Genomic DNA, 20,594 nt, shown 5'->3' on the forward strand with positions numbered 1-20,594 from the left:
TTGCATCCAGCCCGCAGAATTTCAGTGTTTCAGGAGTTTCCAATGGCGAAGAAACCCAAGGCTGCCACCTTTATCAAAGACCCGCTCTGGTACAAGGACGCGGTGATCTACCAGGTTCACGTCAAATCCTATTTCGACTCCAACAACGACGGCATCGGTGACTTTCCCGGGCTGATCGCCAAACTCGACTACATCGCCGACCTCGGCGTGAACACCATCTGGCTGCTGCCGTTCTACCCTTCGCCACGCCGCGATGACGGCTACGACATCGCCGAATACCGTGGCGTGCACAGCGACTACGGGACCATGGCCGACGCCAAGCGCTTTATCGCCGAGGCCCACCAGCGCGGGCTGCGGGTGATTACCGAACTGGTGATCAACCACACCTCCGACCAGCACCCGTGGTTCCAGCGCGCGCGCAAAGCCAAGCCCGGTTCGGCGGCGCGTAACTTCTATGTGTGGTCCGATGACGACCAGAAGTACGACGGCACGCGCATCATTTTCCTCGATACCGAGAAGTCCAACTGGACCTGGGACCCGGTGGCCGGCCAGTACTTCTGGCACCGCTTCTATTCCCACCAGCCAGACCTCAATTTTGACAACCCCCAGGTCATGAAAGCCGTACTGTCGGTGATGCGCTATTGGCTCGACATGGGCATTGACGGCCTGCGCCTGGATGCGATCCCGTACCTGATCGAGCGCGATGGCACCAACAACGAAAACCTCCCCGAAACCCACGACGTGCTCAAGCAGATCCGCGCCGAGATCGACGCGCATTACCCCGACCGCATGTTGTTGGCCGAAGCCAACCAGTGGCCGGAAGACACGCAATTGTATTTCGGTGACAAACACGGCGACGACGGCGATGAATGCCACATGGCTTTCCACTTCCCGCTGATGCCGCGCATGTACATGGCGCTGGCCCAGGAAGATCGCTTCCCGATCACCGACATCCTGCGCCAGACCCCGGAGATCCCCGCCAACTGCCAGTGGGCGATTTTCCTGCGCAACCACGATGAGCTGACCCTGGAAATGGTCACCGACAAAGAGCGCGACTACCTGTGGAATTACTACGCCGCCGACCGTCGCGCGCGGATCAACCTCGGGATTCGCCGGCGCCTGGCGCCCTTGATGGAGCGCGATCGCCGGCGCGTCGAGCTGCTCAACAGCCTGCTGCTGTCAATGCCCGGTACGCCGACCCTGTACTACGGCGATGAAATCGGCATGGGCGACAACATCTACCTCGGCGACCGCGACGGCGTGCGCACGCCAATGCAATGGTCCATCGACCGCAACGGCGGCTTCTCCCGCGCCGACCCGGCCAGCCTGGTGCTCCCGCCGATCATGGACCCGCAATACGGCTATCAGTCGGTCAACGTCGAAACCCAGGCCCAGGACCCGCACTCGCTGCTCAACTGGACCCGACGCATGCTCGCGGTGCGCAAGCAGTCCAAGGCGTTTGGCCGCGGCAGCCTGAAAATGCTGTCGCCGAGCAACCGCCGGATCCTCGCGTATACCCGCGAATTTACCGGTGAGGACGGACGCAACGAAATCATCCTGTGCGTGGCCAACGTGTCGCGCAGTGCCCAGGCGGCCGAGTTGGACCTGTCGGCGTTCGCCGGCATGGTGCCGGTGGAGATGCTCGGCGGTAACGCGTTCCCGCCGATCGGCCAGTTGAATTTCCTGCTGACCCTGGCGCCGTATGGCTTTTACTGGTTTGTGCTGGCGGCGGAAAACCAGATGCCGAGCTGGCACGTGGAACCGGCGCAAAGCATGCCGGACTTCACCACCCTGGTGCTGAAAAAACGTATGGAAGAATTGCTCGACGAACCCTGCCGCAGCAGCCTGGAACAGACTTCGCTGCCGGCCTGGCTGCCCAAGCGGCGTTGGTTTGCCGGCAAGGACACGGCCATCGACCGCGTGCGCATCGCTTACGGCGTGCGGTTTGGCGACCCGCAGCACCCGGTATTGCTCAGTGAGCTTGAGGTGACTGCCGGCGGCCAGGTCAGCCGTTATCAGCTGCCGTTCGGCTTCCTCGGTGAGGACCAGTTCACCAGCGCGTTGCCGCAGCAATTGGCTATGGCCCGGGTACGGCGTGTGCGCCAGGTGGGTTTGGTGACCGATGCCTTCAGCCTGGAGCACTTTATCCGCGCGGTGATCCAGGGCATGCAAGCCGGCAGTGTGCTGAATTCCAGCGAGGGCGAGTTGCGTTTTGAAGGTACCCAGCACTTGGCCAAGTTGCAGCTCACGGACGAGTCGCCGGTGCGTTATTTGTCCGCCGAGCAGTCCAACAGCTCGGTGGTGGTGGGCGAGAGCCTGGTGCTCAAGCTGATCCGCAAAGTCAGCGCCGGGGTGCACCCGGAGCTGGAAATGAGCGCCTACCTCACGGCGGCCGATTACCCGAATATCTCGCCGTTGCTGGGCTCGATGGTGCGCCACGACGCCCAGGGCGAGGACAACCTGTTGATGATCGCCCAAGGCTATCTGAGCAACCAGGGCGACGCCTGGAGCTGGACCCAGAACAGCCTCGAACGCGCGATTCGCGACGAGCTGGCCGAAGCTATCTCCGAGCAGGAGCAGCATTACAACGCCCTTGGCGAGCTGGCCGATTTTGCCGGCTTGCTCGGCCAGCGCCTTGGCGAGATGCACGGCGTGCTGGGCGCGCCCACCGGCAATAAAGACTTCAAGCCTGAAGTCACAAGCGCCAAGGACACCCAGGCCTGGGCCAAGGATGTGGGGGCGCAGATCGAGCGCGCCCTGCAATTGCTCAAGGTGCATCAAAACCAATTGAACCCTGCCGATCAGGCACTGGTCAGTGACTTGCTGACGCAGAAAAAAGCCATCGCCAGCCATGTGCAGGCGTTGGCCAAAGCCACCTTGGGTGGCCTGCGTATTCGGGTGCATGGTGATTTGCACCTGGGCCAAGTGCTGGTGGTCAAGGGCGATGCCTACTTGATCGACTTCGAAGGTGAACCGGCGCGACCGCTGCACGAGCGACGCGGCAAGCACAGCCCGTATAAAGATGTGAGCGGCGTGTTGCGCTCTTTCGATTACGCGGCGGCGATGGCCCTGAACGTGCAGGGGGTGGATCACTCGCCCGAGGCCGATGTGGCGCGTAAACGCGTGACCGATCGTTATCTGAAAGAAGCGCGCCAGGCATTTATTCAGGCTTATCAGGCAGCTACGTCTACACTGGCGCATGACTGGCAGGATGCCAAAGGCCAGGACGCCGCGCTGACATTGTTCAGCCTGGAAAAGGCCGCGTATGAAGTGGCTTACGAAGCGGAAAATCGCCCGACCTGGCTGCCGGTGCCCTTGCAAGGGCTGCACGGCTTGCTCAGTGGGCTTATACCTATATCGAAAACTGTACGCGGTGGGGAGACGTCATGAGCTTTACACATAAAGAACCGCTGCAGCCAAAGTTGACTGCATTGCCGGCGTCCAAGGACGTCGAAGCGCTGGTGCGCGCCGAGCACCATGACCCGTTCTCGATTCTCGGGCCGCACGACGACGAGCAGGGCGGCCAGTTTATCCGCGCATTCCTGCCCGAGGCCTTGAGCGTTCAGGTGCTGGCCCGCGACAGCGGCGAGCAGATCGGCAGCCTCGACGCCACTCAGGTGCCGGGCCTGTTTGTCGGGCAATTCAATACCCGCCAGCCGTACCTGCTGAAAATTCAGTGGGCCGGCGGTGAGCAGATCACCGAAGACCCTTACAGCTTCCAGCAACTGCTGCTGGGGGAAATGGACCTGTATCTGTTTGCCGAAGGCAATCACCGCGACCTCAGCAGTTGCCTGGGCGCCCAGGTCACTAACGTTGATGGCATCGACGGCGTGCGGTTTGCCGTGTGGGCTCCGAATGCACGGCGCGTGTCGGTGGTGGGCGACTTCAATATCTGGGACGGCCGCCGCCACCCGATGCGCTTGCGGCATCCGTCCGGCGTGTGGGAAATCTTTATCCCACGCCTGCAACCGGGCGCAGCCTACAAATATGAAATCCTCGGCGCCAACGGGATTCTGCCGCTCAAGGCCGACCCGATGGCGCTGGCCACCCAGTTGCCGCCGGACACCGCGTCGAAAGTCGCCGAGCCGTTGCGGGTCGACTGGCAGGACCATGAATGGATGCAATCGCGGGTCGAACGCCGGAAGACCACTGCGCCGCTGTCGATCTACGAGCTGCACGTGGGCTCCTGGCAGTGCGAACTGGACGAGGCGGGCGAGGTCGCGCGCCAATATAACTGGCGTGAGCTGGCTGAAAGGCTGGTGCCGTATGTGCAGCAGCTCGGGTTTACCCATGTGGAGCTGATGCCGATCATGGAACACCCGTTCGGGGGCTCCTGGGGTTACCAGGCGCTATCGCAGTTCGCGCCGACCGCGCGCTTTGGCTCGCCGGAGGATTTCGCCTACTTCATCAACGCGCTGCACCAGGCCGATATCGGCGTGATTCTCGACTGGGTGCCGGCGCATTTCCCGACCGACACCCACGGCCTCGCGCAATTCGACGGCACCGCGCTGTACGAATACGCCAACCCGCTGGAAGGCTTTCACCAGGATTGGGACACGTTGATCTACAACCTGGGCCGCACCGAAGTGCACGGTTTCATGCTTGCTTCGGCGCTGCATTGGCTCAAACACTTCCACATTGACGGGCTGCGCGTGGATGCCGTGGCGTCGATGCTCTACCGCGATTACTCGCGCAAGGCCGGTGAGTGGGTGCCCAACCGCCATGGTGGCCGCGAGAACCTCGAAGCCATCGACTTCCTGCGCCACCTGAACGACGTGGTGGCCCTGGAAGCCCCCGGCGCGCTGGTGATTGCCGAAGAGTCCACGGCCTGGCCGGGCGTGAGCCAGCCGACCCAGCAGGGCGGCCTGGGTTTCAACTACAAATGGAACATGGGCTGGATGCACGATTCGCTGCACTACATCCAGCAGGATCCGGTGTACCGCGCCCATCACCACAACGAGCTGAGCTTCGGCCTGGTGTATGCCTGGTCCGAGCGGTTTATTTTGCCGATCTCCCACGATGAAGTGGTGCACGGCAAACACTCGCTGATCGACAAGATGCCCGGCGACCGCTGGCAGAAGTTCGCCAACCTGCGCGCCTACCTGACGTTCATGTGGATGCATCCCGGCAAGAAATTGCTGTTCATGGGCTGCGAATTCGGCCAATGGCGTGAGTGGAACCACGATCAGCAACTGGACTGGTACCTGCTGCAGTACGCCGAACACAAAGGCGTGCAAAAGCTGGTGGGCGATTTGAACCGTCTGTACCGCGAGGAACCCGCGCTGCATGAGCAGGACGACGCGCCCCAGGGTTTCCAGTGGTTGATCGGCGACGATGCGATCAACAGCGTCTACGCCTGGCTGCGCTGGAGCAAGGATGGCAAGCCGGTACTGGTGGTGGCCAACTTCACCCCGGTGCCGCGTGCGGCGTACGCCGTGGGGGTACCGTTTGCCGGGCGCTGGAGCGAGGTGCTCAACAGCGATGCCGACACCTATGCCGGCTCCAATTACGGCAATGGCGGTGAAGTGTTTACCCAGGATGAGCCACGCCATGGGCAAGCGGTGTCGCTGTCGTTGAATCTGCCGCCGCTGGGCGTGCTGATTCTGCGTCCGGAAGCGTTTTAAAGGCTCTACCGTGCTGGATTTTGTTGTCCACGCTACTGGCAGGGTGCCACAATGGCGCCTTTGTCGTGGCAGTCGAATCGAGCGAAATTGATGAATGGCCTTGGGCGTGGGCAGGACCAGGATTGCTTCATAGAGGAACAGGTGCGGACCGACCGTCTGCACCAGTTGTTTAGGCAATCCTTTGCCGCCATTCTCGGCAGCTACCTGGCCGCCGTGATGCTGTGCTGGCTGTGCTGGGACCGGTTTGACCATCAGGTCATCCTGGTCTGGCTGGTCGCGCTGGCGGTGTCGTCCCTGCTGCGGCTGAAGATGTTCATGGAATGGTTCCGCTGCCCCAACGCCGAGCGCACGCCGGCGCGTTGGGAGCGTCGCTATTGCGTCACGCTGATGTTGTCTGCAGGGATCTGGGGGGCCGGCGCGTTTGCGGTGATGCCCACCGATGACCGCCTGTCCCAGGTCTTGGTGATGTTGTTCACGGTGGGCATGTCAGTGAGCGCGGTGTCGTGTTATTCGGCGTATCGCTACCTGACGCTGGCGTCCATGGCGCTGGTGCTGCTGCCGTGCACGCTGTGGCTGCTGGTCCAGCCGTCGTCGATGCAGGTGGGCGTGGCTCTGGCGGTGCTGGTGTTCTCGACCTTTGTGGTCAGCGCCACGCGCAAATTCTCCGATGCGCTGGAAAAGGCCTTCCGGCTGACCCGGCAAATGGAACGTGCCCACAACATATCCACTCGCGCCGCACAGACCGACGAACTCACCGGCCTGATGAACCGCCGCGCGTTTTTCGAACATGCCCAGTTGTTGTACGCGCAATGCCGCCACAACCAGCAGCCGCTGTGCGCGCTGATGCTGGACATGGACCACTTCAAGCAAATCAACGACACCTACGGCCACCAGGCCGGCGACCAGGTGCTGCGCCAGATCGGCGGGGTGATCAGTGCCTCGTTCCGCAAGGCTGACGTGTACGGCCGCCTGGGCGGCGAAGAGTTTGCGGTGCTGTTGCCCAATACCTCGCTGGAAACCGCCAGGGATATCGCCGAGCAGTTGATCAAGTCGATTTCCGGGCTGGTGTCCGAGCCGGTGCACGGCCTGACCGCCAGCCTTGGCGTGGCGTCCACCCATGCCCTTGACCAGGACCTGCACGGCCTCATGAACACCGCCGACAAGGCGCTGTACCGTGCCAAGGCATTGGGCCGCAACCAGGTGGCGGTGGCGGAGTAGGGCGCCGCTCAGTCCTTGAGCATGGCCTTGAGCAAAACCCTGGACACCTGGTCGGCAGAGTAGGGCTTGGCGAGGAATTCGAACCCTGCGTAGCCGTCTTCCGCCAGCTCGTCGCTGTAGCCCGAGGTCAGCACCACCGGCAGGTCGGCGCGGCGCTGGCGCAGCAACTTGGCCATGGCCACGCCGGTGATGCCGGGCATGACCACATCCGAAAACACCACGTCGAACGCCATCGCATCCTGCCCGGCCAGCGCCAGCGCCAGCGCCTGCTCGGCATCCGTCGCCCAGGTGGTCTGGTAACCCAGGTCTTGCAGGATCTGGCTGGCAAAACGTCCGACTTCCAGATTGTCCTCGACGATCAACACGCGGCACTGGGTGGTGTCATGGGCTGGCGTCGGCGTGTCCTGCACGCTTACGGGCACAGCCGCCTCGGCTTCAACCTGTGGCAGGTACAAGGTAAACACGCTGCCCTGGCCAAGGGTGCTGGCCACGTCGATATTGCCGCCCGACTGCTTGGCAAAACCAAATACCTGCGACAGGCCCAGGCCGGTGCCCTTGCCCACGGCCTTGGTGGTGAAGAACGGCTCGAAAATTCGTTCGACCGTTTCCGCCGGGATGCCCGGCCCGGTATCGGCGAGCGACACGCCAATATACGCCTGGTTCGACCCTGCATCCCCGCGAATCCTTGGCAGCACCTGGGCGCCGGTAACCCGCAGCGTCAACGTGCCCCGGCCGTCCATGGCGTCCCGGGCGTTGAGGGCGATGTTGATCAGCGCGGTTTCAAACTGGCTGGAGTCGACCCGCGCAAAACACGGCTGCGGCGGCAACTCGACCTGCACATGGATGCGCGCACCGGTGACGCTTTCGAGCATCTCGCCGATATTCTGTACACGCTGGCCAACGTCGAAGACTTCCGGGCTCAAGGGTTGCCGGCGGGCAAAGGCGAGCAACTGGCTGGTGAGTTTGCTCGCGCGCTCCACGGTGTCGGACACCGCGCCCATGTAGCGTTGGCGGCGTTCTTCGGACAGGCCGGGTTGGCGCAGAAAGTCCACCGAGGAGCGAATGATGGTCAGCAGGTTGTTGAAGTCGTGGGCCACGCCGCCGGTCAATTGGCCGATGGCTTCGAGCTTTTGCGACTGGCGCAACGCGGCTTCGGCCTGGGCCAGCGCCAGGGTGCGTTCTTCCACGCGTTGTTCCAGCGTGGTATTCAGCTCGGCGTAGGCCGCCAGGCCTTCGCGCACATCGGCATCGGCGCGCACCCGTTCGATGTGGGCCCAGGAGCGTTCGGTGACCTCGCGCAGTAACGCGAGGTCGTAAGGCGACCAGAGCCGCGCGATTTTGTCGTGCACCGCCATCAAGGCAGTGAGGCGGCCATTCTTGATCAGGGGCATGCAAATGGTGGCCGTGACGCCCAGGGCCTGGAAGCTCGCCGATTCGCCCGGCGGCAACTCGCGCAGGTTGTCGTGGATCACCAGCGGCTCGCCGGCGCGCAGGCACTGCACCGCCGTGGTGCCGAACGCCGCCAGGCTGTAGCGGCCGATGATGCTCGGCGAGCCGGGCGCGGTCCAATTATCGCGAATGGTGAAGCCGTCTTCATCGGCGTCCATGTCGGCATACGCGCAGTTGCTCACCTGCAAGTGTTCGGCGAGCAGTTGGGTGGTGCGGGTCATGATGGCTTCGGCATCGGCCGCGTCGACCACCGCGTGACCGATGGCATCCAGCACGGCCAGGCGGCGGGCCAGGAATACGGTTGCGGTGGTTTCGGACACGGTGTCGAGCAGGCCGACCACCCGGCCCTCGGCGTCGCGGATCGGGCTGTAGCAAAAGGTGAAGTAGGCCTGTTCGCGCGCCTGGCCGCGCTCGATCACCAGCGGGAAATTTTCGATATAGGTGGCATGGCCCTGGAAAGCGGCATCGGCGATGGGGCTGATGTGCTCCCATGCCTCGCTCCATATCTCATTGAATGGACGGCCGAGTGCATCCGGCTTATTGCCCAGGATCGGAATAAACGCGTCGTTGTACAGCGTGGTCAAGTGCGGGCCCCAGACAATCGCCTGGGGAAAGCTTGAGGCAAAGCACAGCGCAACGGTGGTCTTGAGCACGTCCGGCCATTGGTCCAGTGGCCCCAGCGGCGTTGCGGCCCAATCATGCAGACGCACCCGTTCAGCCATGTCGCTGCTGCTTTGCAGCCAATTCATCATTGCGGGTACACCTTGTGTGCCAGGGGCTTCTTATACGCCCGGGAAATGCCTGGCGCACAGCTAGAGACCCGCTTGGACGCTGCCAGTTCAGCGCAATTATCGCCTAGATGGCACTTTGATGCTCTATTCGTTTGGATAGCTTAAATGCAGTGGGTTTGGGCGCTTGCCCAAACCCTATTGGCTGCCGAACAAACCGGTCCAGTAAATCCCCGCGTCGCTCTTCGGGTCCATGGCATAGGCCGCGCCCAATTCGCGAAATTGCGGGTTCATCAGGTTGGCGCAGTGGCCCGGGCTGGCGAGCCAGCCGTCGACCACCTTGCGCGGAGTATCCAGGCCGGCGGCGATGTTTTCGCCGACGTTCTTTGCGATATACCCGGCCAGCTCGGCGCGGTCACCGGGGGTACGGCCGTCGTGGTCGAGGTGGTCAAAGAAGTTGCCGTTGGCCATGTTGCGCGTGTGGCTGTTGGCAGCACCGGCCAGGTCGTCGTTCCACGACAGCGGGGTGGTCGCAGTAAACGCCTGGGTGCCGCACTGGCGCGACTGCGAACGGGCGGTGTTGATCAGCGTCAGCAGTTGCTTGCCCTCGGTCTGCCAATCGCCCAGGCCGCTGGACAGCAGCGGGCGGGCGAGCACGATGCGCCAGTCCTGGCCGCTGTTGCTCACGCCGATATCGACAAATTGCGGGTCCAGCACCACGCGGCAGAAGCTCTCGCGCACCGCCTTCATGGCCGCCTGGGCGTCCTTGGGCCCGGACAGGCTGATGGCCTGCACGTTGACCATCGGGTACGCCGCCCGGGCCAGGGCCTGCTGCAGGTCGCCGACATTGGTCGCCGGCAGCACCAGCCGCGTGTCGTTGGCCAGGGGTGGAAGTTCCTGGGAACCCTGGTTGCCGCAGCGCTGCACCTGGCTGCGGTAGTCGTTGATCTGTTGCACCAGCTGGTTTTCTTCATTCGCCATCGCGCTGGCGCAGAACACCGAACTGGCGGCCAGCGTCGTAAGACCCATCATCAATGACAGAACGCGCATGGACGTTACCCTTGAGCTTGAAAGCGCCCATGATGCGCGATGTAACCCGGTCTGGTGCAACGCCTTTTTTTGTTTTTTTGCCTCAACGGGTGTTCGCATGGCGGATGCGGCCACGTGCCATCAGGCAGGCCAGCAGGATCAGGCCCGCTGCTACGGCGAAGGTTGCGTGCAGTCCGGCTGCCACCGATTGCGGTGTGGCACGGGTGATATCCGGGGTCGCCCAGGCGAACACCGCACCCAGGGCCGAGGCGCCGAGGATCAGCCCGAGGTTGCGCGGAGCAGGTACAATCCCCGCTGCCTTGACGTGAAACCCCAGGAATTTGCATGTTCAGCCTTACCCGCTACACCACCGCGTGCCCCGAGCCGATCAATGCGCAGATCCTGCAGATGGTGGTGGACAACCTCACCGACATCAGCAGCGTGGCCCTGCAGCCGAGCAACCTGCTCTACAACATCTACCAGTACGCCATCGGCTTTGAGGTGCACCTGTACCTGGAAGCGCTGGATGGCTCGAAGGGCATCGCCGTCGAGCTGGTGGTGGCGATGGTCGAGGAACGCGTGGTGGGTTTTTGCCTGTACCTGCCGGTCAAAGACGACCCCGAAGCCTGCGGCATCGCCTTTATGGCGGTACACGCCGGTTCCCGTCGCCAGGGTGTGGCGCGAGCCATGCTGGGTGAGGTGCTGGCGCATTACCCCCACGCCGAACTGGCGTGCGCCGTGGAGAAGGTGCCGGCGTTCCAAGCCATGGGCTTTCAGCTACGCGGCGCGCGGGGCACTCAGGTGCTGATGAATACTCGCGATTACGCCACCGATGGCCTGATGGGCGTGCTGGACGTAGCGGCTATTTATAGCTCGCTGGAAGTGCGCCAGATCCACACCTACCTGCTGCAAAAGCATGGCAAGCGGGCGATGGTGGATGCAGAGAAGCAGCGCGATCGGCACCTGGACCAGCTGACGCGCAAGGCCAGGTTGTTTGTGGATGAACATTTGAGCTGAATGCACAGCCATGTGGCGAGGGAGCAAGCTCCCTAACCACATTCAAGTACGGCCGCGATTGACCATCGCCAAAATCGTCTCCAGCAGCTCCTGCTGCGCCTCTTCACGGCTGACCTCACCACTGGCCGCCGCCTGGGACAGGGCCTCCGCCGCTCCCAGCATGGCCCGCAAACCAGCCTGGGACACGTTGCCGCCGGGCGCAAACGGCGACAGCGCATCACGGCACTTGGCGAGAAAAATTGCCTCGTATTCGCGCTTGAGGGTTTCCAGCTCCGGCGAACTGCTGAGCGCGGCAATCACCCCGGGAATCTCGCGGCCTTGCAACAATACGCAGTCCACATAGGACGAAGCGATCACCCACGCCCGGTCTTGCAGGGTGGCGTTGCTGGCCTCGAGGGCCTCGGTAAACACCTGGTTCTGGCGCGCGTCGAAATCTTCATACAGCGCGGCGAGCAAACCCGCACGGGTGACGAAATGGTCATACACCACCGGTTTGGTCACCCCCGCCAGTTCCGCCAGGCGGCCCAGGGTCAGGGCGTCGGTGCCTTCCTCGCGCACCAGTTGCCAGGCCACATCGAGTAATTGGCGCAGGCGATCTTCACGGGACAAACGACGGCGTGGGGCGGGGGATTCAGGGGTTGACATGCTTATATACCAAAAGTAACTTAATCGACGTAACTTACTAAACGTAGCTTAAGCGCAAGTGGAGTCAATGTCATGCACGCCCTTATCGTAGTCTCTCATCACGACCCGCAGTCCCTCACTCACGCCGTGGCCGCACAGGTCGCCGCCGGCCTTACCGCTGCCGGCCACAGCTATGAGATCGCCGACCTCGCCGCCGAAGGTTTCGATCCGCGCTACAGCGCCGCCGACCACCGTGTGCACCGCAGCCGTGCCACGCCCCCAGCCGACGTACTGGCCGAACAGGCACGCATCGACCGCGCCGACGCGCTGGTGCTGGCGTTCCCGATCTACTGGTGGTCGCTGCCGGGCCTGCTCAAAGGCTGGGTCGACCGGGTGTTCGTCAACGGTTGGGCGATCGATTACGGCCCGGACACGCCGGTGGTGAAGAAGCTGCGGCACCTGCAGGTGCACTTGCTCGCCCTCGGTGCGGCCGACGCCAGCGCCTTTGATCGACACGGCTACGCCAACGCGATGCGCACGCAGATCGACTACGGGATTTTTGATTACTGCGGCGCGCAGGTGTTGACGTCGCAGCTGCTGCTGGAGTCGGAAGACGGCAGTGCGCAGGCGCATCTGAACAAGGCCAATGCCATAGGGCAGGGCGTGTTCCAGGCCGAGAGGGTCACCGGTTGATTCAGCCTTCGCGAAACAGGTCGTGGGCGTCCAGCAGGCGGTAGGCAATTTCCGGGCGTTTTTCCATGCCTCGGCGAATCGCCGCCGGGATCGATTGGCGGGTCTTGCGGCACATGCCCGGCAAGTCGTCGATGACGATCTGGATCCCGCGCATGCTCTTGACCTCGGTATGGCCGGGCGCGACATGCACGCGAATGCCCAATAGCTCGTACATGCGCTGTTGCAGGCGTTCGAGGTCTTGCAGGCTTTGCAGGTCTTCGAGGCGTTCGATCAGGCGTTTTTCTTCCTGACGCGTCAGGTTGAGAATGCGCAGATCGGCGCCGGGAGTTTCCAGCAATTGCTCGCGGTCGCAGACACACGCGCCGGGTGGGCAGGGTTGGCGAATGTTCATGTGCGTTGCCTCCCCATTCCGACGCGTTTGCCTCAGTAGCTCAGTTGCACCCCAAGGCTGCCCAGGGCCTTCCAGTACTCAGGATAGGTCTTGGCCACGCAGTCCGGGTCCTGGATCCGGATGCCCGACACTTTCAGCCCCGCCAGGGCAAAGCACATGGCGATGCGGTGGTCGGCGTGGGTGTCGATCAGCGCGTTGCACGATGTACCGGCCAGCGCCGGGTCGGCCGCCACCAGCAGGTCATCGCCCTCAATCGTCGCCAGCCCTGGGCGGATTTCATTCAGGCCGTCATGCAGCGCCTGCACGCGATCACATTCCTTGACCCGCAGGTTGGCCAGCTCGGTGAAGCGCACCGGGGTGTTGTTGAACGCGGCCAGCACGGCCAGGGTCGGGATCGCGTCCTGCATTTGCGAGCCGACCACCGTGGCCTGCATGTTCGGGAACTGCGCAATCACGGCCTGGGCCTTGGCGTCCGGCTGGGTGAAGGCTTCTGCAGCCACACCGATGTCGATGCGCCCACCGGTCAGCACTTCGGCGGCCCACAGGTAGGTGGCGGCGGAGGCGTCCGGTTCGATCAGGTAATCATGGGCGGTGTAGCCGGTGGGGGCGACGCGCCAGGTGGTGTCGTCGACCACCTCGACCTGCGCGCCGAATGCACGCATGCAGTCCAGGGTCAGGTCCACGTAGCCACGGGCGCCGATGTCCTTGCCGGTCAGCGCCACTTCAATCGGCGCCTCGCCGCACGCGGCCAGCATCAGCAGGGCCGACACGTATTGGCTGGACAAACCGCCGTCGATTTCGAAACGCTTGGCCGCGACTTTGCCCACGCCGTGCACGGTCACCGGCGGGCAGCCGGTCGGGCTGTCGACGGCGATACCGTTTTCGCGCAGGGTGGCCAGCAGCGGGCCGATCGGGCGTTTTTGCATGTAGTCGTCGCCATCGAGCACCACGGTGCCGTGCACGGTGGCGACGGCGGCGGTAAGAAAACGCATGGCGGTGCCGGCGTTGCCGAGGAACAGCGGCTGCGCCGGCAACTGCAACTTGCCGGAACCTGTGACCACGAAGGTGGTGTCGTCCGGCTCGTCGATGGTCACGCCCATCTGGCGCAGGGCCACCGACATATGGCGGGTGTCATCGCTCTTCAGCGCGCCGCTCAGGCGGCTGGTGCCCTTGGCCAGGGCGGCCAGTAACAGGGCGCGGTTGGTAATGGATTTGGAGCCGGGGGGCGCGACCTTGCCATTGAGGGGGAAATTGGGCGGTGTAACGGTCACGGTTTTCTGCGAACTCAAGGTACAAGGCTCCTGATTCAAGGCAAGGTGGCACGGAGTGGCCGACGGGGCGGACCCGAATAATCGGCCAAAGCAGCAGTGCTTGTCGAGGCTTAGCGCAGGGCCAGCCAATAATCATGCAGCGCCCGCGCCGCCGGTTCGATTTCGCTGACGCGTTGCTGGTGGGCCGCTACATCCAGGTCGGCAGGCAATTCGAAATTGTCCTGCTCGGCGCACCAGGAGATTTTCTCCAGCAGCGCCGCCTGTGGCACTGGCAGCGCTGGCCAGTTACCGATGGCCGCGCCACGGATATAGCCGAAGCACCATTCTTCCGCGAGGGTCACGACCTGGCCCTGGTGTTCGGTGTCATCAAAGCGTGCCTTGAAGCCCTGGGCATCGGTCGCCAGTTGGCCCGCCAGAGTGTTGATGTGGCGTACGCACAGCTCCAGGAAACGCTGGGCCTCGTCCATGTTGTCCCACTCGGGGTTCTGCCCGCCCCAGATCGCCGGGAACCACTCGGCCACGTCCACTTGTACCGGGCTGGACACCAGCGCGGTGAAATAGCCGTCGAGTTCGGCCAGGTTCAGCACCGAATGATCGTCGCCGTACTTGAGCAGGGTTTCTTCGATGCAGTCGAAATCGGCGGGGGTGAGGGGCTGGGCGTGCATGGGCATATCCTTCAAACGTCGAGCGCCGCGAACAGGGCGGCTTAAAGTGCGAAGGATGGCGCCTGGGGCGGTTTTTTTCCAGCGGTTTCCCAGCGTTGCAGCAGCTTGCTGACGCACACCGAACCGACCACGGCCAGAATGATCGGCACCAGGAAGTCATGCTCGATACGGGTGAATTCGGCCACCAGCACAATCGCGGTCAGCGGCATGCTCATGCTCGCGGCCAGGAACGCCGCTGCGCCAATGATCGCAAACGCTCCCAGCGGCACGCCGGGCCACACCAGGCTCCAGGCGCCGCCGAGGATAATCGCCAGCAGCGCGCCATTGGCCAGGCCCGGCGTGAGCAGGCCACCCTCGGCGCCGGCGCGCAGGCTGGCGGTGGTGATCACCACCTTGACCACCAGCAGCAACGCGGCCAGGCCGATGCTCAATTGATTATCGAAACCCAATTGCGCCGGGCCTTTGCCGTTGCCGAGGATCTGCGGCAGCAGCATCGCCAGCCCGCCGATGAGGGTGAAGTTGAGCAACGCCAGCACCGGCAGGCGCCAGCCGCGCGCGGCATTGGCCCGGGCGGCGCCGGTCAGGCGGGTGAAGCCGTAGGCCGCGACTCCGAACACCGGCCCGCAGACCACCGCCCAGGTGATCAGCGCCGGGCTCAGCACAAAGTGCGGCACTACGTACTGCGACTCGGCGCCCAGCCCGATCCACGCCACCGCCGCGCCAATCGCCGAGGTTGCCAAGGCGATAATCGCCGCCGGCCAACTGAACACACCCACCAGCACTTCCAGCACAAACACCGCGCCGCCCAACGGCACGTTATAGACGGCGGCCAAGCCGGCACCGGCGCCGCAGGCGACGATCAGGCGATGCATGTCCGGCGCCAAGCGTGCCCGTTGCGACAGCCAGCTACCGGCCAGCGCGCCGACTTCCCGTGGCGCCACTTCGCGCCCCAGCGGTGAGCCCAGCGCCACGGTAATAATCTGCAACAGGGCGTGGGCGAGGGTGGTCTTGGGCGGCATGATCGGCCTCTTCTCCGACACCGCCTGCTTGATGCTCACCAGCGGCCGGCCGTAGCGGTACACCGCCCACCAGCCCAGGCCCGCCACCAGCCCGCACACCACCAGCACCGCCAGGCGGCGCTCCGGCGCGGCGGCGGTCACGCCCCACAAAAAGGTTTCATGGCTGACCAGGCTGTCCAGGCTGTAGCCGTAAGCCAGATGCTGGATGCCATGCAGCAGCAACGCCAGGAGCATGCCGCCCAGGCCTGCGCCGATACCGGTCAATACGACCACCAGGGCCAGCATCAGGGATGAACGAACGGTGGTCGGCATAGGTGGCTCCAGGCAATGGCCCTGATTGTATAGCCGATAAATCACCGCTCCCGGGTGAAATGTATCGGCGCTGCATGAACTGCGCATTCACAACATTTCATTACCTTTGCCAGTCCCGCTTTTGGCCGATGCGCCGTGGCGCTCCCTTGTTATAGTTCGGGCCTTATCACTCGCCAGTCAGGGATCACTGCCATGTCCGAATACCAAGCTTTCGTCGTCGAACTCACCGGCAACGTTGCCCATGTGCAGATCAACCGCCCGGAAAAGATCAACGCGATGAACGCGGTGTTCTGGACCGAAATCATCGACATCTTCCAATGGGTCGAAGACACCGATGCCGTGCGCGCGGTGGTGCTCAGTGGTGCCGGCAAGCATTTCTCCTCCGGCATCGACCTGATGATGCTGGCCTCGGTGGCCAATGAATTCGGCAAGGACGTGGGCCGCAACGCGCGCCTGCTGCGCCGCAAGATCCTGGAGTTGCAAGCTTCGTTCAATGCCGTGGACAACTGCCGCAAGCCGGTATTGGCGGCGATCCAGGGATACTGCATCGGCGGCGCCATCGACCTGATCAGCGCCTGTGACATGCGCTATGCCGCCGAGGGTGCGCTGTTCTCGATCAAGGAAATCGACATCGGCATGGCCGCCGACGTCGGCACCCTGCAACGCCTGCCGCGCATCATCGGCGACGGCATGCTGCGTGAGCTGGCGTATACCGGTCGGCAGTTTGGTGCAGAAGAAGCGCGCAGCATCGGCCTGGTCAATCGCGTGTATCCCGATCAGGACAGCCTGTTGGCCGGGGTGATGGAAATCGCCCAGGAAATCGCGGCCAAATCACCGATTGCCGTGACCGGCACCAAGGCCATGATCAGCTACATGCGTGACCATACGGTCAATGACGGTTTGGAATACGTTGCCACCTGGAACTCGGCTATGTTGCAATCCAACGACCTGCGCGTGGCCATCGCGGCCCATATGAGCAAGCAGAAACCCGAATTCGTGGATTGACTGACATGACCCCAGGCTGGATTACCACAACGCTGCTGGACAACGACGCCCCCGGCGGCTGGGCCGTTGCCCGCAGCCGCGAAGGCTTTTTGCATGACGATAACGGCCCGCTGTTTCCAAGGGAATGGCTCAAGCGCCAGGACCTTGCAGTGTTCGCCGAACACGGCATCGGCCACCTCGACGGCGAGCCGGTGTACCTGCTGGAGCTGAACTCGGCGGCCGAGGTGCCAGGCTGCAGCTGGCAGGGCTTGCGCGGCTTTATGCTGCAAGGCGATCACACCCTGTACAAAGTGCTGGGCTACGCCGCACAGATCGGCACCTGGGCGCGGGAACACCGGTTTTGCGGCAGTTGCGGCCAGGCCATGGTCCAGGTCCCGCGTGAGCGCGCGATGTTCTGCCAAGCCTGCGACCTGCGCAGCTACCCACGGATTTCGCCGAGCATGATCGTGCTGGTCACCCGTGGCGACGAGATCCTGCTGGCGCGTTCGCCGCGTTTTGTCACTGGCGTGTACAGCACGTTGGCTGGGTTTGCCGAGCCGGGCGAGTCGGCCGAAGACTGCCTGATCCGCGAAGTGCGCGAAGAGGTGCAGGTGGAAGTCAGGAATATCCAGTACATGGGCAGCCAATGCTGGCCGTTCCCGCACTCGATGATGCTGGGCTTTCACGCCGAGTACGCCGGTGGCGATATCGTGCCCCAGGCCGACGAGATCGAAGACGCACAGTGGTTCAACATCCACGACCTGCCGCCGTTGCCGGCGTCCCGTTCGATTGCGCGTTACCTCATCGACCTCTACGTGGCGCGCCGCTTAGGCCACGCTGAACCAGTGCTGCCAGGCTAGGCGCACGGTCAGGCCGAGGACCACGGTGATAAACACCGGGCGAATGAACTTGGCGCCGCCGCTGATTGCGCTGCGTGCGCCAAAGAACGCGCCACACATCACCGACACGCCCATGGCCAGACCGACGATCCAGTCCACCGAACCATTGATGATGAACACCGTCAGCGCCGCCGCGTTGCTGACGAAGTTCATGCTGCGCGCCACGCCGCTGGCCTTCACCAGGTCGATGGGGTGCAGCAGCATGGTGCTGACGGTCCAGAACGCACCGGTGCCGGGGCCGGCCACGCCGTCATAGAACCCCAGGCCGAAGCCTTGGGTGGATTGCCATTTCTTCTTGATCGGCGCGTCGGCGTCCAATGGCGCCTTGGGCGTGCCGCCGAACAGCAGGTACACACCGCAGGCGAAAACGATCACCGGGAGCATTTTGTTCAGGGTTTCGGCGGGCAGGTAGTGGGCGACCACGGCACCGGTCAGCGCACCGATCAGGGTGCCGACGATGGCATGCACCCATTGGCGCGGGTGGAACAGTTTGCGCCGGTAGAAGGTGAAACTGGCGGTGGCGGAGCCGAAGGTGGAGCTGAGTTTGTTGGTGCCTAGCACCAGGTGCGGAGGCATGCCGGCGGTGAGCAGCGCCGGCGTGGTCAGCAGGCCGCCACCGCCGGCGATGGCGTCGATGAAACCGGCGATAAAGGCCACGACGGCCAGGATGGCGAGGGTGGTGAGGTCTACGCTGAGTTCGAAGGGCATGGGCAGGGCTTATTGTTTGGGGGGCTGCTGAGGGTCGCCATCTTACCTGCCGGATGTACCTATAACCAAATGTGGGAGGGGGCTTGTCCCCGATGGCTGAGTCTCAGTCAACACTTTCAGTGACTGATCCGCCGCTATCGGGGGCAAGCCCCCTCCCACATTTGAATTGCATATGCTGGGTTATTTGTGGGTTCCCAGCCACTCCAGTGCCGTGCGCCAGATGCAGATGCCGAGGAAATACGCCGACATCAACGACCACAACCCAAATGTCCACGGGTTAGTGTTGGGATAATCCACCACCATCAAAAAGCTGCACAGCAACCAGATTGTGGTGACGGCAATATTGATCGGCATAAAGCGCTTCACCCGAAACGGATGCAGAAACTTCATCGGCGTCACGGTCAGCAGCGCCAAACCAATCACCGTCAGCAGCGTCACCCAGGCATCCGGCTGGATGATGTAAACGCACAACGCCACCACGTTCCAGGCCGCAGGAAAGCCGACGAAGTAGTTGTCCTTGCTCTTCATGTTCACGTTGCAGAAGCAGAACAACGACGACACCAGAATCACCGACACCGTAAACAGGTGGGTGAATTCCGGCAGGTCGATATAGCGATAGATAAACAGCGCCGGAATAAATACATAGGTGAGGTAATCGATCACCAGGTCCAGCACCGAGCCGTCAAAGCTGGGCAGTACCGTGCTGACATTCACCCGTCGCGCCAGGGAGCCGTCGACGCCGTCCACCACCAGCGCCAGGCCCAGCCACAGCAGGCAGGCCTTGGGCGAGTTTTCCAGCAGCGCCAGGGTGGCCAGGAAGGCCAGCACCACGCCGGTGGCGGTAAAGCCGTGGGCGCCCCAGGCTTTGAGTCTGGCTACATGCAGGGTCGATATCACGGGCGGTTCTCCAAAAGTGAAACGGGGCAGCCGACGATGTGAAACCGTCGAGTCTGGCCGGGGAATGCAGGTATCGACCGGGATGGAGGGGATAAGGTTCACCGCCCCGGTGTATTGCTTAGCGTAGCAAGCGTAGGCGGTTTCGGCATCAGCCCTGGCGGAACACCAGCGCCTTCAAGCCACTTTGCGCATCAATATCAGGAAATTCCGGCGGGTTTTCCAACCGTTCGACGAAGCGCAGGCCCGGTGCTTCGCGGGTAACGCCGTCGATCAGGAAGTCTGCGCCGAACGCCGGGTCGTTCATGCACGCCAGTACCGTGCCTTGGGCGGTGAGCAAATCCGGCAGCCGGCGCAGCACGCGCTGGTAGTCCTTGGTCAGCAGGAAGCTGCCTTTCTGGAAGGACGGCGGGTCAATGATCACCAGGTCGTACGGGCCGCTGTTGGTCACCTTGGCCCAGGACTTGAACAGGTCATGGCCCAGAAAGGCGACTTTGCTCAGGTCATGGCCGTTCAGGCGATGGTTGTCGCGGCCACGGCTCAGGGCGCCACGGGCCATGTCCAGGTTGACCACGTGCTCGGCGTCGCCTTCGATGGCGGCCACGGAAAAACCGCAGGTGTAGGCAAACAGGTTGAGCACCCGCTGGCCTTTGGCCTGTTCGCGCACCCAGTTGCGCCCGTAGCGCATGTCGAGGAACAGCCCGCTATTCTGCTTTTTACCCAGGTCGATCAGGTAACGCAGGCCGCCTTCGGTAATGGTCAGCTCCTCGATGGGGTTACCCACCAGCCATTCGGTGGTGCTTTGCGGGAGGTAGCGGTGTTGCAGGGCGACGGTATACGCGGCGAATTCTGCGTGCAGCAGTTGCTTCAAGGCCTCCAGATGCGCAGGCTCCGGCGCCTTGAACAGCGACACCAGCAGCACGCCTTGCAGCCAATCCACGGTCAACTGCTCCAGGCCCGGCCAGCAGCGGCCGCGGCCGTGGAACAGGCGCCGGGTTTCAGCCGGCGGGTTGGCCAGGGCGGTGAGCAGGTGGGCGTGCAGGGTGGCAAGGGCGTCTGGGGTCATCGT

17 protein-coding genes and 1 pseudogene are annotated in these 20,594 nt (G+C 63.2%); 7 read left to right on the forward strand and 11 right to left on the reverse strand.

Features of this window, described 5'->3' with window-relative positions; all coding sequences use genetic code 11:
* Positions 1-42 precede the first annotated feature (42 nt).
* The 3 genes from treS to AC0IYH_RS12690 are packed head-to-tail and all read left to right on the forward strand — an operon-like array spanning position 43 to position 6,842.
* The gene (gene treS / locus AC0IYH_RS12680) at positions 43-3,390 is read left to right on the forward strand and encodes a maltose alpha-D-glucosyltransferase (RefSeq protein ID WP_116629883.1); all 3,348 of its coding nucleotides are present in this window, start codon (positions 43-45) and stop codon (positions 3,388-3,390) included.
* Complete coding sequence (gene glgB, locus AC0IYH_RS12685) at positions 3,387-5,624, forward strand: 1,4-alpha-glucan branching protein GlgB (protein ID WP_471834614.1); 2,238 nt, start codon at positions 3,387-3,389, stop codon at positions 5,622-5,624. The genes treS and glgB overlap by 4 nt, the downstream gene beginning before the upstream one ends.
* A gap of 51 nt (positions 5,625-5,675) precedes the next feature.
* Positions 5,676-6,842: a GGDEF domain-containing protein gene (locus tag AC0IYH_RS12690; RefSeq protein ID WP_122773907.1), complete on the forward strand. Its 1,167-nt coding sequence runs from the start codon at positions 5,676-5,678 to the stop codon at positions 6,840-6,842.
* An 8-nt stretch (positions 6,843-6,850) separates the two neighbouring features.
* Here AC0IYH_RS12690 and AC0IYH_RS12695 read toward each other — a convergent pair whose 3' ends face one another.
* The 3 genes and pseudogenes from AC0IYH_RS12695 to AC0IYH_RS12705 form a co-directional block, all read right to left on the reverse strand.
* On the reverse strand, positions 6,851-9,043 hold the full coding sequence (locus AC0IYH_RS12695; RefSeq protein ID WP_471834616.1) for a GAF domain-containing protein: 2,193 nt from the start codon (positions 9,041-9,043) through the stop codon (positions 6,851-6,853).
* A gap of 174 nt (positions 9,044-9,217) precedes the next feature.
* The gene (locus AC0IYH_RS12700) at positions 9,218-10,069 is read right to left on the reverse strand and encodes a CAP domain-containing protein (RefSeq protein WP_116629879.1); all 852 of its coding nucleotides are present in this window, start codon (positions 10,067-10,069) and stop codon (positions 9,218-9,220) included.
* An 82-nt stretch (positions 10,070-10,151) separates the two neighbouring features.
* A pseudogene (locus tag AC0IYH_RS12705) lies at positions 10,152-10,346 on the reverse strand (MFS transporter); the annotation flags it as partial.
* A 47-nt stretch (positions 10,347-10,393) separates the two neighbouring features.
* On the opposite strand from AC0IYH_RS12705, the gene AC0IYH_RS12710 reads away from it, so the two are divergent.
* The gene (locus tag AC0IYH_RS12710; RefSeq protein ID WP_122773909.1) at positions 10,394-11,065 is read left to right on the forward strand and encodes a GNAT family N-acetyltransferase; all 672 of its coding nucleotides are present in this window, start codon (positions 10,394-10,396) and stop codon (positions 11,063-11,065) included.
* A gap of 42 nt (positions 11,066-11,107) precedes the next feature.
* On the opposite strand, the gene AC0IYH_RS12715 is transcribed toward AC0IYH_RS12710, so the two are convergent.
* Positions 11,108-11,710 carry a TetR/AcrR family transcriptional regulator gene (locus AC0IYH_RS12715; RefSeq protein WP_471834618.1) on the reverse strand — a complete coding sequence of 201 codons (603 nt, stop codon included), beginning with the start codon at positions 11,708-11,710 and terminating at the stop codon, positions 11,108-11,110.
* A 72-nt stretch (positions 11,711-11,782) separates the two neighbouring features.
* Between AC0IYH_RS12715 and AC0IYH_RS12720 the strand changes: the two genes are divergently transcribed.
* Positions 11,783-12,382 carry an NAD(P)H-dependent oxidoreductase gene (locus tag AC0IYH_RS12720; RefSeq protein ID WP_122773911.1) on the forward strand — a complete coding sequence of 200 codons (600 nt, stop codon included), beginning with the start codon at positions 11,783-11,785 and terminating at the stop codon, positions 12,380-12,382.
* A gap of 1 nt (position 12,383) precedes the next feature.
* Here AC0IYH_RS12720 and AC0IYH_RS12725 read toward each other — a convergent pair whose 3' ends face one another.
* The 4 genes from AC0IYH_RS12725 to AC0IYH_RS12740 form a co-directional block, all read right to left on the reverse strand.
* The gene (locus tag AC0IYH_RS12725; protein ID WP_122773912.1) at positions 12,384-12,773 is read right to left on the reverse strand and encodes a hypothetical protein; all 390 of its coding nucleotides are present in this window, start codon (positions 12,771-12,773) and stop codon (positions 12,384-12,386) included.
* 32 nt (positions 12,774-12,805) lie between these two features.
* The gene (locus AC0IYH_RS12730; RefSeq protein WP_122773913.1) at positions 12,806-14,062 is read right to left on the reverse strand and encodes a 3-phosphoshikimate 1-carboxyvinyltransferase; all 1,257 of its coding nucleotides are present in this window, start codon (positions 14,060-14,062) and stop codon (positions 12,806-12,808) included.
* 92 nt (positions 14,063-14,154) lie between these two features.
* Positions 14,155-14,709, reverse strand: coding sequence for a UPF0149 family protein (locus AC0IYH_RS12735; protein ID WP_116629873.1), 555 nt, complete (start codon positions 14,707-14,709; stop codon positions 14,155-14,157).
* Between the two features lie 41 nt (positions 14,710-14,750).
* Positions 14,751-16,040 carry a chloride channel protein gene (locus AC0IYH_RS12740; RefSeq protein WP_122773914.1) on the reverse strand — a complete coding sequence of 430 codons (1,290 nt, stop codon included), beginning with the start codon at positions 16,038-16,040 and terminating at the stop codon, positions 14,751-14,753.
* Between the two features lie 192 nt (positions 16,041-16,232).
* Here AC0IYH_RS12740 and AC0IYH_RS12745 point away from each other — a divergent pair, with 192 nt between their 5' ends.
* Both AC0IYH_RS12745 and nudC read left to right on the forward strand, forming a co-directional pair.
* On the forward strand, positions 16,233-17,045 hold the full coding sequence (locus AC0IYH_RS12745; RefSeq protein ID WP_471834621.1) for a crotonase/enoyl-CoA hydratase family protein: 813 nt from the start codon (positions 16,233-16,235) through the stop codon (positions 17,043-17,045).
* Between the two features lie 5 nt (positions 17,046-17,050).
* Entirely contained in the window at positions 17,051-17,884 is an 834-nt protein-coding gene (gene nudC, locus AC0IYH_RS12750) for an NAD(+) diphosphatase (protein WP_471834623.1), read from the forward strand.
* Here the strand turns inward: nudC and AC0IYH_RS12755 are convergent.
* The 3 genes from AC0IYH_RS12755 to AC0IYH_RS12765 form a co-directional block, all read right to left on the reverse strand.
* Entirely contained in the window at positions 17,852-18,631 is a 780-nt protein-coding gene (locus AC0IYH_RS12755) for a TSUP family transporter (protein WP_033898325.1), read from the reverse strand. The two genes, nudC and AC0IYH_RS12755, sit on opposite strands and share 33 nt — an antisense overlap.
* Before the next feature lie 180 nt (positions 18,632-18,811).
* Positions 18,812-19,528 (reverse strand): phosphatidylcholine synthase, encoded by a 717-nt coding sequence (pcsA, locus tag AC0IYH_RS12760; protein WP_005788529.1) that lies wholly within the window; start codon positions 19,526-19,528, stop codon positions 18,812-18,814.
* Between the two features lie 148 nt (positions 19,529-19,676).
* Positions 19,677-20,591: a class I SAM-dependent methyltransferase gene (locus tag AC0IYH_RS12765; protein ID WP_471834625.1), complete on the reverse strand. Its 915-nt coding sequence runs from the start codon at positions 20,589-20,591 to the stop codon at positions 19,677-19,679.
* Positions 20,592-20,594 lie beyond the last annotated feature (3 nt).

The sequence above is a fragment of the Pseudomonas sp. AC463 genome, from assembly GCF_979253585.1.

Bases quoted from the DNA above. Each gene is read 5' to 3' on its own strand.
- treS (WP_116629883.1), top strand. From the start codon at position 43: ATGGCGAAGAAACCCAAGGCTGCCACCTTTATCAAAGACCCGCTCTGG.
- glgB (WP_471834614.1), top strand. From the start codon at position 3,387: ATGAGCTTTACACATAAAGAACCGCTGCAGCCAAAGTTGACTGCATTG.
- AC0IYH_RS12690 (WP_122773907.1), top strand. From the start codon at position 5,676: ATGGCGCCTTTGTCGTGGCAGTCGAATCGAGCGAAATTGATGAATGGC.
- AC0IYH_RS12695 (WP_471834616.1), bottom strand. From the start codon at position 9,043: ATGATGAATTGGCTGCAAAGCAGCAGCGACATGGCTGAACGGGTGCGT.
- AC0IYH_RS12700 (WP_116629879.1), bottom strand. From the start codon at position 10,069: ATGCGCGTTCTGTCATTGATGATGGGTCTTACGACGCTGGCCGCCAGT.
- AC0IYH_RS12710 (WP_122773909.1), top strand. From the start codon at position 10,394: ATGTTCAGCCTTACCCGCTACACCACCGCGTGCCCCGAGCCGATCAAT.
- AC0IYH_RS12715 (WP_471834618.1), bottom strand. From the start codon at position 11,710: ATGTCAACCCCTGAATCCCCCGCCCCACGCCGTCGTTTGTCCCGTGAA.
- AC0IYH_RS12720 (WP_122773911.1), top strand. From the start codon at position 11,783: ATGCACGCCCTTATCGTAGTCTCTCATCACGACCCGCAGTCCCTCACT.
- AC0IYH_RS12725 (WP_122773912.1), bottom strand. From the start codon at position 12,773: ATGAACATTCGCCAACCCTGCCCACCCGGCGCGTGTGTCTGCGACCGC.
- AC0IYH_RS12735 (WP_116629873.1), bottom strand. From the start codon at position 14,709: ATGCACGCCCAGCCCCTCACCCCCGCCGATTTCGACTGCATCGAAGAA.
- AC0IYH_RS12740 (WP_122773914.1), bottom strand. From the start codon at position 16,040: ATGCCGACCACCGTTCGTTCATCCCTGATGCTGGCCCTGGTGGTCGTA.
- AC0IYH_RS12745 (WP_471834621.1), top strand. From the start codon at position 16,233: ATGTCCGAATACCAAGCTTTCGTCGTCGAACTCACCGGCAACGTTGCC.
- nudC (WP_471834623.1), top strand. From the start codon at position 17,051: ATGACCCCAGGCTGGATTACCACAACGCTGCTGGACAACGACGCCCCC.
- AC0IYH_RS12755 (WP_033898325.1), bottom strand. From the start codon at position 18,631: ATGCCCTTCGAACTCAGCGTAGACCTCACCACCCTCGCCATCCTGGCC.
- AC0IYH_RS12765 (WP_471834625.1), bottom strand. From the start codon at position 20,591: ATGACCCCAGACGCCCTTGCCACCCTGCACGCCCACCTGCTCACCGCC.